This is a genomic window from Pseudomonas sp. CFSAN084952 (assembly GCF_009648855.1).
Lineage (GTDB): Bacteria > Pseudomonadota > Gammaproteobacteria > Pseudomonadales > Pseudomonadaceae > Aquipseudomonas > Aquipseudomonas paracarnis.
The window spans coordinates 3,907,253-3,919,981 of the sequence record NZ_CP045767.1; the positions used below are offsets into that span (position 1 = coordinate 3,907,253).

General features: G+C 57.4%; 12 protein-coding genes, 1 tRNA gene and 2 pseudogenes. 9 read left to right on the forward strand and 6 right to left on the reverse strand.

The features are described from left to right. Nucleotides 1–43: 43 nt before the first annotated feature. The 3 genes from GH769_RS17675 to GH769_RS17685 all read left to right on the forward strand — a co-directional run bounded on the left by GH769_RS17675 (nt 44) and on the right by GH769_RS17685 (nt 2,031). Nucleotides 44–1,084, forward strand: coding sequence for a DMT family transporter (locus GH769_RS17675; RefSeq protein ID WP_020302616.1), 1,041 nt, complete (start codon nt 44–46; stop codon nt 1,082–1,084). A 129-nt stretch (nt 1,085–1,213) separates the two neighbouring features. After that, nucleotides 1,214–1,666 (forward strand): thiol-disulfide oxidoreductase DCC family protein, encoded by a 453-nt coding sequence (locus GH769_RS17680; protein ID WP_020302615.1) that lies wholly within the window; start codon nt 1,214–1,216, stop codon nt 1,664–1,666. Then, nucleotides 1,663–2,031, forward strand: a complete 369-nt coding sequence (locus tag GH769_RS17685; protein ID WP_020302614.1) for a DoxX-like family protein — start codon at nt 1,663–1,665, stop codon at nt 2,029–2,031. The genes GH769_RS17680 and GH769_RS17685 overlap by 4 nt, the downstream gene beginning before the upstream one ends. A 51-nt stretch (nt 2,032–2,082) precedes the next feature. On the opposite strand, the gene GH769_RS17690 is transcribed toward GH769_RS17685, so the two are convergent. From GH769_RS17690 to GH769_RS17700, 3 genes are all read right to left on the reverse strand, one after another. Continuing rightward, nucleotides 2,083–2,580 carry a DUF2269 domain-containing protein gene (locus tag GH769_RS17690; RefSeq protein ID WP_020302613.1) on the reverse strand — a complete coding sequence of 166 codons (498 nt, stop codon included), beginning with the start codon at nt 2,578–2,580 and terminating at the stop codon, nt 2,083–2,085. A 2-nt stretch (nt 2,581–2,582) separates the two neighbouring features. Further along, nucleotides 2,583–3,710, reverse strand: coding sequence for a saccharopine dehydrogenase NADP-binding domain-containing protein (locus tag GH769_RS17695; RefSeq protein ID WP_032903085.1), 1,128 nt, complete (start codon nt 3,708–3,710; stop codon nt 2,583–2,585). Between the two features lie 198 nt (nt 3,711–3,908). Continuing rightward, nucleotides 3,909–4,208 carry a hypothetical protein gene (locus tag GH769_RS17700; protein ID WP_003193360.1) on the reverse strand — a complete coding sequence of 100 codons (300 nt, stop codon included), beginning with the start codon at nt 4,206–4,208 and terminating at the stop codon, nt 3,909–3,911. 545 nt (nt 4,209–4,753) lie between these two features. Here GH769_RS17700 and GH769_RS17705 point away from each other — a divergent pair. From GH769_RS17705 to GH769_RS29170, 3 genes and pseudogenes are all read left to right on the forward strand, one after another. Beyond that, entirely contained in the window at nt 4,754–5,299 is a 546-nt protein-coding gene (locus GH769_RS17705) for a hypothetical protein (RefSeq protein WP_108538544.1), read from the forward strand. Between the two features lie 13 nt (nt 5,300–5,312). Continuing rightward, a pseudogene (locus GH769_RS29165) lies at nt 5,313–5,488 on the forward strand (phage baseplate assembly protein V); the annotation flags it as partial. A 46-nt stretch (nt 5,489–5,534) separates the two neighbouring features. Next, a pseudogene (locus tag GH769_RS29170) lies at nt 5,535–5,659 on the forward strand (baseplate assembly protein); the annotation flags it as partial. Between the two features lie 947 nt (nt 5,660–6,606). Here GH769_RS29170 and GH769_RS17710 read toward each other — a convergent pair. Continuing rightward, nucleotides 6,607–6,696: transfer RNA gene (locus tag GH769_RS17710), tRNA-Ser, on the reverse strand. A gap of 321 nt (nt 6,697–7,017) precedes the next feature. Here GH769_RS17710 and GH769_RS17715 point away from each other — a divergent pair. From GH769_RS17715 to GH769_RS17725, 3 genes are all read left to right on the forward strand, one after another. Next, complete coding sequence (locus GH769_RS17715) at nt 7,018–7,710, forward strand: crotonase/enoyl-CoA hydratase family protein (protein ID WP_003193445.1); 693 nt, start codon at nt 7,018–7,020, stop codon at nt 7,708–7,710. A 212-nt stretch (nt 7,711–7,922) separates the two neighbouring features. Next, on the forward strand, nt 7,923–8,645 hold the full coding sequence (locus tag GH769_RS17720; protein WP_032901594.1) for a 1-acylglycerol-3-phosphate O-acyltransferase: 723 nt from the start codon (nt 7,923–7,925) through the stop codon (nt 8,643–8,645). A gap of 147 nt (nt 8,646–8,792) precedes the next feature. Beyond that, nucleotides 8,793–9,764 (forward strand): magnesium and cobalt transport protein CorA, encoded by a 972-nt coding sequence (locus GH769_RS17725; RefSeq protein WP_003193449.1) that lies wholly within the window; start codon nt 8,793–8,795, stop codon nt 9,762–9,764. On the opposite strand, the gene GH769_RS17730 is transcribed toward GH769_RS17725, so the two are convergent. Together GH769_RS17730 and GH769_RS17735 are read right to left on the reverse strand one after the other, a co-directional pair. Next, on the reverse strand, nt 9,761–10,486 hold the full coding sequence (locus GH769_RS17730; protein ID WP_032901593.1) for an amidotransferase: 726 nt from the start codon (nt 10,484–10,486) through the stop codon (nt 9,761–9,763). The genes GH769_RS17725 and GH769_RS17730 overlap by 4 nt on opposite strands. Nucleotides 10,487–10,580: 94 nt before the next feature. Next, the gene (locus GH769_RS17735; protein ID WP_032901592.1) at nt 10,581–12,728 is read right to left on the reverse strand and encodes a 3-hydroxyacyl-CoA dehydrogenase NAD-binding domain-containing protein; all 2,148 of its coding nucleotides are present in this window, start codon (nt 12,726–12,728) and stop codon (nt 10,581–10,583) included. Nucleotide 12,729 lies beyond the last annotated feature (1 nt).

Below are 12,729 nucleotides of genomic sequence, written 5' to 3' on the forward strand. Positions count from 1 at the left end.
CCGGCAAGCGACGTATCATGGGCCTGACTTTCGAGGATGGCCCATGAACCTCAGCATCATTTACGCCCTCGCGGCCGCCGCCCTGTTCGGCGCCAGCACCCCGCTCGCCAAAAGTCTTGGCCTGGGCCTCTCGCCCATCCTGCTCGCCGGCCTGCTCTACCTCGGCAGCGGCATTGGCCTTGCCGGTGTGCGCTTGATCCGTGATCGCGGCTGGAAACCTACCGGGCTAACCCCATCGGAATGGCCCTGGCTACTTGGCGCCATCGCCTTCGGCGGCCTCCTCGGCCCCGTTGCACTGATGTTCGGCCTGACCCGCACCACCAGCGCCAGCGCCTCCCTGATGCTCAACCTTGAATCGGTACTGACCGCCGTGATCGCCTGGGTCGTGTTCCGCGAAAACGCCGACCGACGCATCGTCCTCGGCATGCTTGCCATTGTGTTGGGCGGCGTGGTGTTGTCGTGGTCCGGTGCTGACAGCAGCCATCAGGACTGGACCGGACCGCTCGCCGTTGCGCTGGCGTGTTTGTGCTGGGGCATTGATAACAACCTGACGCGCAAGGTGTCGGCGTCTGACGCGCTCTTTATCGCTGGGGCCAAGGGCTTGATTGCGGGGTTGGTGAATTGCAGCCTGGCGCTTTACCTGGGGGCGCAGATTCCGGGCGTGGCGCAACTGGCGCCGATTCTACTGGTAGGTTTCCTCGGCTATGGCATCAGCCTGGTGATGTTCGTGCTGGCCCTACGCGGGCTGGGCAGTGCGCGCACCGGGGCTTATTTCTCCACCGCACCTTTCCTCGGTGCCGCAGTGGCGTTGCTGGCATTTGGCGAGTCGGTGACCGTGGCGTTCTGGATTGCTTCGGCGCTGATGGCCGTAGGCGTGTGGCTGCACCTGACGGAGCGGCATGCCCATGAACATGTGCATGAAGCCACGGAACATGGGCATCGGCATGTGCATGATGAACATCACCAGCATGAGCATGGGTTTGAGTGGGATCCGGCGCAGCCGCACAGTCATGTGCATGTTCACAAGGTGATGACCCACAGCCACGCGCATTTTCCGGATGTGCATCATCGGCATAGGCATTGATGATCGTTTGGTACGAAAAGACTTCGGTATTCTCCAATCCTGAAGCCCAGTGGGAGTGGCTCCAAACATTACAGTGCAGGCGAAGGCAGGTATGATCCAGGCCAACCCGGCCCGACTGGACCTACACACATGCCTGCCTCCGACACCCGCCCTACGCCCGCGCCATTCCTCAAGCCCGGTGAAACCGTGGTGTTGTTCGACGGGGTGTGCAAGCTGTGTAACGGTTGGGCAAGGTTTCTGATCCGCCACGACCACCAACGGCGCTTGCGATTAGCCGCCGTGCAGTCACCCGAGGGTCAGGCGCTGCTGGCGTGGGCGGGGTTGCCGCTGGAGCAGTTCGACACCCTCGCAGTGATCCGCGATCGGCACTGTTGGGAGCGTTCGGAGGCGGTGTTGGAAATCATTGCGCAACTGCCTGCCCGCTGGCACCCAATGCTGCTCCTGCGCGGCATCCCGCGCTTTCTTCGGGATTGGGCTTACGACCGCATCGCGCGCAATCGCTATCGGCTGTTCGGGAAATACGATACCTGTCTGTTGCCGAACGCGGATCATGAACAGCGCTTTTTAAAGGATCAGCCATGAATTCCCTGGTGCGCATCAACTGGATCGCCCGGGGCGGCCTGGCTTTCATGTTTGCCTACCATGGGCTGGTGCCAAAGCTGCTGTGGCTAAGCCAGGGTGAGCGGGCAATGATCCAGGCGCACGGGATCGAGCAGGTGCAGTTGTTCGCCACGCTGGCGGGGGTTGGGGAAATTGCCCTGGCGATATGGATACTGCTTTCGCCACGCAGTATCTGGCCGCTTGTAGTGGCTGCGACTGCGCTGGCGGGGCTGCTGGTGGATGTGGCGGTGTTCAGCCCGTCGATGCTCAGGGAAGCGTTTAATCCTGTGTCGCTGAATGTGGCGGGTTTGGCGTTGTGTGCGGTGGCTTGGAATACCAAGCCCTGAACGGCATTTATTTCAGCCCGAGTGCCTCAAGTGCAACGGCCAGCGCTGATGTCAGCCACACAGCAACAGCCCAATCAACTGCCATGGCGTCATCTTCGTGACCATGATCAGCACGATCACAAACATCCCAGAGAAACCCAAAACACCCATCCAGAACCATTGCCTATAGACGCCGCGGTATCCATCACCAAGCGCGCTGCACGTCTCAACCGCACTGAGCGCCATCTGCTGCAAACGCTTCTGCAGCACCAGCACCGGCAGCCAAAGAGCCCCCACACACAGGAAGATGATCAGCGAAGTCAGCACCCATTCGGTGGTCAACCCAAGTCCGGCAAGCTTGACCAACACAAAGCCGGTAATGATCTGAATGACGCCCGCCGGCGTAGTGATCCAGGTATCGAACTGCACCACCATCCGCGCCACATGGGCAATCACTTGCGGGTTGGCCGTACGGCTCGCGGCGATCAGATACAGATACGAGCCCATGCCGAAGCCAAACAGGAAAATCGCCGCGATGATGTGGATGTATTTCAGGCTCAGATAGAGCATGGTCAGCCCTGCCCGTCAGAGAAATGCACGGCCAGGCTGAGGTTCGCCGGGTCGTTGATAGCGGCCATGTATTCGTCGACGGTGATTTCGCCAACGCACGGCCGCGCACCGGGTTCAGGCACATAGCCTTGGGCGACTTTAAGGGCCAGAGCAACGGCGGCGCAGCTGGGGATTTCCGGGCCTTTGTCATTCAGCGCCGTCAGTTGCACCGCCAGGGACAGCGGTTGCCCTTCTGCACCAAGGCCTTTCACGTCGATGTACATCGCGCTTTTGCCATCGCCAAAGCGCTCGAACCAAGTACCCAGCCGATGCAGCCGCGCAGCCCAGGCAAGATGGTCACGCACCACGCCCCACCGCAGCGCCTGGGCCAGCAGACAGTTGGCGACACCGCCAAGCTTGAGCCCCGCACCAGCCTTGAAGCTCAGGGTGTGGGCACCATAGCGGCCAGCAAAGATGTCCATGTCGGGCACGTCCACATTCGCCAACACCCGCGTGCCAAGCTCAGGCATTTTGCGCAGCGTCAGGTCCTGCCAGCCCAGCACTTCATGCACCTGGCCATGCCTGAGCTGCTTGATGGGTTTGCCCGCGTAAGCCAGCACACCTTCGACGGTGGACAGGCCCGGCATCTTGGCCGAGGAGGAAATACCGTGCTCGATCGAGTCGATACGGGTGAAGCGATAGCGATACTGATCGATGATGGCGGACGACAGCGTCGGCACGGAGCTGCACCCGCTAAGGATCGCCACGCCTGCCTGCCGTGCTTGTGCATCCAGCACGCTCACGCCGTTGACGAAGGTGCGGCAGTCGGACAAGTCGCAGTAGTTCACGCCAGCGTCGATGCAACTCTGGGCGACAGCATAGGACTGCCCCTGGAACGGGCCGCCGGTGTGGATCACCCACGTGATGTTCATCGAACGCAAAACGGAGGCGAACCCGGCTCCCATGGCATCGCCGCACCAGCCCTCGCAAGCGGTGTTCGACTGGCTTTTCAGCTCATCCACCTTGCGCTGCAGCTTATGAGGGTCGCGACCCGAGATCACCAGTTCAATGCCCGGCGCCAACACCAGGTGCCGGCAAACGATGCTGCCGAAATTGCCGTAGCCACCGACTACCAACACCCTGAGTGTCATTCCATTCTTCCCTAAACAAACGATCATGCGCTGCGCCTGAGGCAGGCTGGCGGCTGAGGCGGCAAAGATACCCGATTTGCTTAACAGCTTGGGCCAGATCAACAGAGAGAGTGAGAAGAAGGACTACGGTTTTACAGAGCCCTGATCACCAGCCCGCCCCACAAGCCGTCTCAGACCACCTGCAACGGTTTACCGCGATCAATTGACTCCAGGCCAGCTCTCTACATATTCAATAGTGAAGTCCGGATAGGAATCGACAATCTGGATCTTGTAATCAGGATAGCTATCGACGGTTTGCCATTTCCCGACAGAATCCGGCCAAGAATCCACCTTCTTTACTTTGAGGTCGGGGAATTGATTCACCACCTTCACCTTGTAGTCGGGATAGCTGTCCACGAACTGGATCTTGCCGTAAATCTTCGACACATCTACCGTCGTACCGGCGTGAGCGCAAAAAGTGCAGGTCAACAGCAAGGAAGCGAGGGCAACTTTGAACATGAGTGCTGCATCCTGAAAAATTGAGGCGTCCAGTCTATCCGTAACCGCGCAGGCCGTGCCGAAAAACGCCTATCCCTTAAACTCACCCGCCCCATTGCCGACGGCGTCAACATACGCCACACACAACAACTCGGCGATCTGGCTTTTGACTGCTTTGGTCGATTCTGGACGCGGGTTTCACCTTTGCTGTTTCCGGACTTTCGATAGCAACCTTGAGCCGGAAATAACAAGAGGGTTCCCGTCGGCGAAGTTAGCGATAAAACACAACGCTGTGCGGGCCATAAAGTAAATAAATTCGTCCCCTTTTCCCGCTGGAGCAACTCCAGCCAGCCGCCCGCAATCAACTCGCCCGCTCTATCGGCCAGGAATTGCGACGTAGCCATCAAAGACCGTGCTCAGCGCAGTGCACCAGAGATTCGTTACGAGCAACCTGAACTATTAGGTTTCATAGACATAGACCTTGATATAATTCGCGACGCCTTACTGACAAAACCAACTCAATAAACTCTTTTTGATCGAGAACTAAAATGCAAGGAAAGCAAAACATGGCAAAGCCAAACTACAAAATGATCGTAGGCTTGTGGGTGGCTGCTTTCATACTAGCGTTTGTATCACCTATCACAGCTGGCATATTCGGCAAGCCAGAAATAGCCATATCAACATTGATCCTAGGTGTCTTTTTGGCTCTCATCATGATACTTGACCTCAAGCAGGACAGAGTGATCAAAGGGTTATTCATTATAATGTTTGGCGTGTTATTTCAAACTTTATACTTGAAAATAATTTACATCTTTGTTCCTTCCAATACCATTCCGCAGCATTACAAAGACTACTTGGATATCTACTCGCAAGTATTATTATTTGCTTGCTCAGGAGCAGGCGGAAGTATCATTGCAGCTCACGCAGACAAAAGCTCTCTCGATAATGACTCAGCAGCCTCCAGAGAAAAACACACCTGCCATGACGTAGAAATCAAAAAACTAACCACCACAATTGAAAAACTCTATAAAAAACTTAATTCTATTATCACTGCGATCGCCTCATTAGGCATGATTATTATAATTCTGGCAGTCGCTATTTTTATCCGATAGTTCGCGACGCTTCGGCGGCATCAACCTAGAAGGCGACATCACCCACAAAGGTGACTATATCCAAACCAGGAGTCAGACGTAACCGGCCAAGTCCAGGTATCTAGTGATGTGATCGCAGCCGGCGTCAGTTTGGTCAAACACCCGCACACCGGCGTCAAGGCCGGCGGCGACCAGTCTGGGGTGCCGATCCATCATGAATCGACATACCGGCGGTGCTATCAGCGAGCGCTAGCACATCAGTCAGGCGATCACCGACATTCTGACCACACGCATTGGCACGCGTGGAATGCACCGCGAATATGACAGCCTGGTGCCAGAGCTGGTGGATCACCCTTCAACGACGTCAACCGTCTGCGCGTACGAATAGATATGCCGTGCGCATGATCTAAGAACAGTAGGTTTTCCAAGCTCAAAAATTACAAACCCCCAGGTTTCTTTCGAAACCTGGGGGGGGTTGTTTGCTTTGAACGAGGAGGAAGAAAATCAAAAAAATCCGTCCCCCTCTCCTTGCATTTTCCCATCTGTAGGCTTGACTGTGGAAGCAGGCGGACAATATACCCATGCAATACATTATATTTTACTTGGCGCCAGCATTGAGCGCCTCCAGTATCACTTGGATATGGCTTAATCAGCGAGTTAACCTAACTACGGTTTTTTTGTAGCAGTGGCAAGTCTGCAGCTTTATTCCAAATAGGGAGCCAACTCATGGAATTCAAAATCCAAAAGGAATGTAAATATGACTATCACAATCACAAACGGCGCAAGCAGAGTTGTAAAAGTTGCAGTAAGTTCATGGAAGACTGATAGCAACCCCAGTGAGGACTACTTCTCAATAGAGCAAGGCAATAGCGACACGTGGTCGCGTAGCGATTCAAGAGGCTATTTAATGCTCGTCCAAGACCTCGCACAGACGAGCGAGTACTACGTCTCCTCCAGCAGCAAAATCGTTATCGAGGATGACCGTGTCAAAGATCATGGCCAAACTATTAGACCACTAACATCGATAAATCAGTGATAGGTGTCGGTAATACGCATGTGGAGGTCACTCAAAACAGGGGACAGCACCTGTACCGCCACCAAATCCTGTCGCAGATTTTTCCTGGTTGCTCATTGGGTCGAAATCAATAGAGATCAGCTCAACGAGCTGCGCACAGACGCCAGGGTGGATTGCTAATACGAAAAAGCGCCCCGTCGAGAGCCACCTGGCGGCGAGGCGGCCTTTCAAAAATCCGAATGGGGAACAAAGGGAGGGAGAAAATCATCAGGCACAAAAAAGCCCCGAAAAACGGGGCTTTTTCATAACAATGTGGCGGTGAAGGAGAGATTCGAACTCTCGATACAATTTCTTGTATACACACTTTCCAGGCGTGCTCCTTAAGCCACTCGGACACTTCACCGTATCTCGTCAAACCAGTTCAGTCTGTCGAGGCGCGCTAATGTAGTCGAAAGCCTTTCTGATGGCAAAGGTTTTTTTCAGAATTTTCATGCGGTTAGACCGTTATGCCATTCACCGCGCGGCAAGGGGTGATGATTGTGCCATTCTCAGGCAGCGGCGGCACGCGTCTGGAGCGCTTGCTGCGCCCTGCTGCGGGGTGTCTACCCTTGGGGATGGGGCAAAAGCCTGACTGGGTAGTCAGTCACGGCGCTTTACCCGCGCGGGCGTGGTGAGTAACGTCTGCGCATCTACCTCTATAACAAGCCCTACAAGGAACCGCGTCATGAGTGAGTTGATTGCCTACCACTTCGAAGACGGTATCGCGACCCTGACCCTGAGCAACGGCAAGGTGAATGCCATTTCTCCGGCGGTGGTCAGTGAGTTTAATGCGGCGCTGGATCAGGCCGAGAAGGATCGGGCGGTGGTGATCATCACGGGCACGCCGGGGATTTTGTCGGGTGGTTATGATTTGAAGGTGATGACCGCCGGCCCTAAAGAGGCAATCAGCCTGGTGACCTCGGGTTCGACCCTGGCGCGGCGGATGTTGGCGCATCCGTTCCCGGTGATCGTGGCTTGCCCTGGCCATGCGGTGGCCAAAGGCGCGTTCCTGTTGTTGTCGGCCGATTATCGGATTGGCGTCGAAGGCCCGTTCAGCATTGGTCTGAATGAAGTGGCGATTGGCATGACCATGCACCATGCCGGTATCGAGTTGGCGCGGGATCGCCTGCGTAAGTCGGCGTTTCAGCGTTCGGTGATCAATGCCGAGATGTTTGATCCGCAAGGCGCCCTGCACGCAGGTTTCCTCGACAAGGTGGTGGCACCGGAAGAACTGCAAGCGGCTGCACTGGAAGCGGCGCGGCAGCTGAAGAAGATCAATATGAACGCGCACAAGCACACCAAGTTGAAAGTGCGCCGTGCACTGCTCGAAGCCCTGGACGATGCAATCATCCAGGATCAGGGCCATAGCCTGAGCTAAGCCCTACCCCTGCTGTGCCTGAGCCCGACCTTGAGTCGGGCTTTTTCTTACCTATAAGTGTGAAACGTCCGTAGCCGCTCTAGCTAGCCGTTATCGGCCCATGTGGAAACATGCGCTTAAACATCGGCTATCTCCTACGTCTGTAGGGGCAATTGCCGAATACAGTGCACATCCGTACACTGCGCCACCTTTTGTCCCGATGGGCCGTGTCGATGCTTTTTCTGTTGCGTATGTTGTTGATGAGCCTGCATTTTATGATCGCTGGCGTGCTGGGTGTGCTGGTCGGTGTGTGCAGGCCGTTCAACCCGGACAACAGCCGTCTCTGCGCTCGCCTCTATGCGTTGCCGGCCATGCGGATCCTGGGCTTGAACGTGAAGGCCGACGTCGACTCGCTGCGCAACAAGCCCGGTACCTGCGTGGTAATCGCTAACCATCAGTCCAACTACGATCTGTTTGTGCTCGGCAATGTAGTGCCGCACCGCACGGTCTGCATCGCCAAGAAAAGCCTGAAATGGGTACCGCTGTTCGGCCAGCTGTTCTGGCTGGCGGGCAATGTGCTGATTGACCGTGGCAATGCACACAAGGCGCGGCGTGCGATGCTGACCACCACGCATACCTTGCAGCATGAGGACACGTCAATCTGGGTGTTCCCGGAAGGTACGCGCAACCTGGGCAAAGGGTTGTTGCCGTTCAAGAAAGGCGCGTTCCATATGGCGATTGCGGCCGGTGTGCCTATCGTACAGGTGTGCGTCAGCAATTACGTGACGCAGATGAAGCTCAATCGTTGGGACAGTGGCAGTGTGCTGATACGCTCGTTGCCGCCGATTCCTACCTGTGGCTTGACGGTGGATGACATCCCTCAGTTGCTGCTGACGTGTCAGACGCAGATGGATGAGTGCATCGCACAGATGGACCGCGAACTGCAACGCGCGTAGGCGCCCGCTTAGGGTGACGCGGAGCGTCACGGGCGGCATTCCCACGCAGAGCGTGGGAACGATCAGTGATATCAGCCAGCAACAACGGAACGCCATTCAGGCTAAGCTGCCCAACATCTGTCCTCTTGATAAGAAGTGATCAGCACCATGGGTAGAGTTGTTGCGGCTGCCGTCTATAGCGCCGGTAAGAAAGTCTCGGATATCACTCTCGATGAAGGCGCGGCCTGGGCCGCCAAACCTGGGCACTTTGTGTGGATCGGCCTGGAAGAACCCAGCGCCCAGGAATTGAACAACCTGCAACGCCAGTTCAACCTGCACGAGCTGGCGATTGAAGACGCGATGGAAAAACACAGCCGCCCAAAGCTGGAAACCTTCGGCGACGCGCTGTTTATCGTCACCTACTCACCGGTGCGCGAGAACGGCAAGCTGGAGTTTATCGAAACCCATATTTTTGCCGGCAACGGCTACATCATAACCGCACGCAACGGTCACTCGGCGTCCTACGGCTTTGTGCGCCAACGCTGTGAGGCGCGCCCGTTGTTGCTGGAGCATGGGGAAGATTTCGTACTCTATGCGTTGCTGGATTTTGTCACTGAAAACTACCAGCCGGTGAGCGAGGCGATCCACGCCGAGATTGATGAGTTGGAGCGTAACGTGCTGTGCAGTTCGCTCAACGAGCGCGATATCCAGCACCTCCACGGCCTGCGCCGCGATGTGTTACGGCTCAAGCGGCACGTGGCGCCAATGGTGGAGATCAGCCAGGAGTTGCAGAAGCTGAGCTTCCCGTTTATCGACAAGAACATGCGCCCGTATTTCCGTGATGTGCAAATCCACGTGACGCGGCAAATGGAAGACCTCACCACCCTGCGCGACATTGCCAGCCAGACCATCGAGATCGGTGTGTTGCTGGAGGCGTCGCGCCAGAGCGTGGTGCAGCGCAAGTTCGCCGCGTGGGCGGCGATCCTGGCGTTCCCCACGGCGGTGGCGGGGATTTACGGGATGAACTTCCAGAACATGCCCGAGCTGCAATGGCACTACGGCTATTTTGCGGTGCTCGGTTTTATTACCTTGGGCTGTACCGGTTTATGGGCCAGCTTCAAGCGTTCGGGCTGGCTTTAAGCCTTGGCTTCAGGCTGGTGCGCCACAAAGCGCATCATCCACTCCGCCACGGTCACGCCGTGGTGGTCGCGCTCCAGGCTGGCCACGCCGTTGCTGTAGACCTTTTCACCCAGGGTTGTCTGAAGTATTTCCAGCAACTCACGGGAATAGTCGTGAACAAACTCCGGATGGCCCTGGAAGCACAGCACTTGGTCGCCAATGTGATACGCGGCAAACGGGCAGAATTCGCTCGAGGCGATCACGGTGGCGTTTTCTGGCAAGGTGGTGACTTGGTCCTGGTGGCTGATCAATAGCGTCAGCTGCGGCACCTCGGGGCTCATCCATGGCGTCTTGGCATCCAGCTTGTAAGCGTGGGTGCCCATGCCCCAGCCCTGGCTGGCACGTTCGGCCTTGCCGCCCAAGAGCAGCGCGAGCAACTGATGGCCGAAGCACACGCCCAGCAGCTTGTCGCCGCGCTCATAACGCGTGAGCAGGTAGGTCTTGAGCGTCTGGATCCAAGGGTCGGTACCGAAGGAATCGGCCTTGCTGCCGGTGATCAGGTACGCGTCAAACACTTCGTCATCCGGTGGGTACTCGCCCTGCACCACGTTGTAGACCACAAACTCGGCGGCAATCGGTTGCTTGGCGAACAGGCGCTTGAACATCTGCCCATAGCCTTGGTACTCATCGATCAAAGCGGGGCGCAGAATATCGGTTTCCAGGATGCAGACGCGTAGCGACATAAAAAATACCTGACACGGCGATGGGAATATTGCACACCCCAGAGCCTGCCTTGAAATACACCTTCAAAGCAAGCTCTCCCCTCCTACATTTTGATTACCGGAACACTTCACCCTGCGCGGCTTTCTCCAACAACAACGCCGGCGGCGAGAAGCGCTCCCCATACTGCTCTGCCAGGTAGCGGGCGCGGGCGATGAAGTCGTTCAGCCCGTACTGGTTGATAAACTGCAACGCGCCGCCACTCCACGCGGCAAAGCCGATGCCGAAGATTGAACCAACGTTGGCATCCGCCGTGGACATCAACACGCCCTCCTCCACACAGCGCACGGTTTCGATGGCTTGGATAAACAACAAGCGGTCGCGCACGTCCTGGGGTGAGATTTGCTCGTCGGGCTGTTCAAACCGGGTTTTCAGCTCAGGCCACAGGTGCTTCTGGCCTCCAGCGGGATAGTCGTAAAAACCACCGCCGGCCGCCTTGCCCGTGCGCTTGTATTCGTTCACCAACAGATCAATCACCGCCGTCGCCGGATGGTTCGGCATGGCCTTGCCTTCGGCCTGCAGGTCCTTGGCCGTTTGCTGTCGGATATGGCTCATCAGGCTGAGGGACACTTCATCGGACACCGCCAACGGCCCCACCGGCATGCCGGCCTTGCGCGCTTCGGTCTCGATCATCGGCGCGGCCACGCCTTCGCCGAGCATGGCGATGCCTTCGTTGGTAAAGGTGCCGAATACCCGCGAGGTGAAAAAGCCGCGACTGTCGTTGACCACAATCGGGGTTTTCTTGATTTGCAGTACGAAGTCAAACCCTCGGGCCAGGGTTTCGTCGCTGGTGCGCGCCCCTTTGATGATTTCCACCAGGGGCATCTTGTCCACGGGGCTGAAGAAGTGCAAGCCGATGAACTTGGCTTGATCGGGCACCGCCGTGGCCAGGCCGCCGATGGGCAAGGTGGAGGTGTTGGAGGCGATCACCGCGTCGGCCCCCACCACACTTTGCGCCGCGGCCGAGACCTTGGCCTTGAGTGCGCGGTCTTCGAATACGGCCTCGATGATCAGGTCGCAGCCGGCCAGGCCGGCGTCATCCTGAGTAGGATGAATGCGCGCCAGGGTGGTTTCGCGCTGTTCGGCGGTCAATTGCCCACGGCTGACTTTCTTGTCCAGCAATGCGGCCGAATGGGCTTTGCCTTTTTCAGCGGCGGCCAGGGTGATGTCTTTGAGCACCACCTCGATACCCGCACAGGCACTGACATAGGCGATGCCCGCGCCCATCATCCCGGCGCCGAGCACACCGACTTTGCGCGTTACATAAGGCGCGAAGCCCTGCGGGCGCGAGCTGCCGGCGTTGATTTGGTTGAGCTGGAACCAGAAGGTGCCGATCATGTTTTTTGCCACTTGCCCGGTCACCAGTTCGGTGAAGTAGCGGGTTTCGATCAGGTGCGCGGTGTCGAAGTCCACCTGGGCGCCCTCGACCGCCGCACAGAGGATTTTCTCCGGCGCAGGGAAGCAGCCTTGGGTCTTGCTACGCAAAATCGATGGGGCAATGGCGAGCATTTGCGCGACTTTAGGGTGGGACGGCGTGCCGCCGGGAATCGCGTAGCCCTTGTTGTCCCAGGGTTGCCTAACGTCGGGATTAGCCAGAACCCAGGCACGGGCCTGTGCCAGCAATGCCTCGCGATCTGCCGCCAACTCATCAATCAGGCCCGCTTGCAGGGCCTGGGCGGGCCGCACCTTTTTGCCTTCGAGCAAATACGGCAAGGCTTTTTCCAGGCCGAGCATGCGCACCATGCGCACCACGCCGCCGCCCCCTGGCAACAGGCCAAGGGTGACTTCCGGCAAGCCCAGTTGCACGGACTTGTCGTCCAGCGCGACCCGGTGATGGCAGGCCAGGCAAATTTCCCAACCGCCGCCCAGGGCCGCGCCATTGATCGCGGCCACCACCGGTTTGCCGAGGGTTTCCAGGCGGCGTAATTGCGCTTTCAATACCAAGACACTGTCGTAGAACGCCTTGGCGTGGGCTTTATCGACCTTGATCAGCTCATTGAGGTCGCCCCCGGCAAAAAAGGTCTTCTTGGCCGAGGTGATCACCACCCCGGCGATCTCGTCCTTTTCAGCTTCCAGGCGCGTGAGGGTGGCCGCCATGGCTTCACGGTAGGCGGCGTTCATGGTGTTGGCGCTCTGGCCGGGCATGTCGAGGGTCAGCACCACGATCTGGTCCTGGCCTTTTTCGTAACGAATGGCATCGGTCATG

Excerpts from the sequence above, each read along its gene's own strand:
- GH769_RS17675 (WP_020302616.1), top strand. The coding sequence starts at position 44 with ATGAACCTCAGCATCATTTACGCCCTCGCGGCCGCCGCCCTGTTCGGC.
- GH769_RS17680 (WP_020302615.1), top strand. The coding sequence starts at position 1,214 with ATGCCTGCCTCCGACACCCGCCCTACGCCCGCGCCATTCCTCAAGCCC.
- GH769_RS17685 (WP_020302614.1), top strand. The coding sequence starts at position 1,663 with ATGAATTCCCTGGTGCGCATCAACTGGATCGCCCGGGGCGGCCTGGCT.
- GH769_RS17690 (WP_020302613.1), bottom strand. The coding sequence starts at position 2,580 with ATGCTCTATCTGAGCCTGAAATACATCCACATCATCGCGGCGATTTTC.
- GH769_RS17695 (WP_032903085.1), bottom strand. The coding sequence starts at position 3,710 with ATGACACTCAGGGTGTTGGTAGTCGGTGGCTACGGCAATTTCGGCAGC.
- GH769_RS17700 (WP_003193360.1), bottom strand. The coding sequence starts at position 4,208 with ATGTTCAAAGTTGCCCTCGCTTCCTTGCTGTTGACCTGCACTTTTTGC.
- GH769_RS17705 (WP_108538544.1), top strand. The coding sequence starts at position 4,754 with ATGGCAAAGCCAAACTACAAAATGATCGTAGGCTTGTGGGTGGCTGCT.
- GH769_RS17715 (WP_003193445.1), top strand. The coding sequence starts at position 7,018 with ATGAGTGAGTTGATTGCCTACCACTTCGAAGACGGTATCGCGACCCTG.
- GH769_RS17720 (WP_032901594.1), top strand. The coding sequence starts at position 7,923 with ATGCTTTTTCTGTTGCGTATGTTGTTGATGAGCCTGCATTTTATGATC.
- GH769_RS17725 (WP_003193449.1), top strand. The coding sequence starts at position 8,793 with ATGGGTAGAGTTGTTGCGGCTGCCGTCTATAGCGCCGGTAAGAAAGTC.
- GH769_RS17730 (WP_032901593.1), bottom strand. The coding sequence starts at position 10,486 with ATGTCGCTACGCGTCTGCATCCTGGAAACCGATATTCTGCGCCCCGCT.
- GH769_RS17735 (WP_032901592.1), bottom strand. The coding sequence starts at position 12,728 with ATGACCGATGCCATTCGTTACGAAAAAGGCCAGGACCAGATCGTGGTG.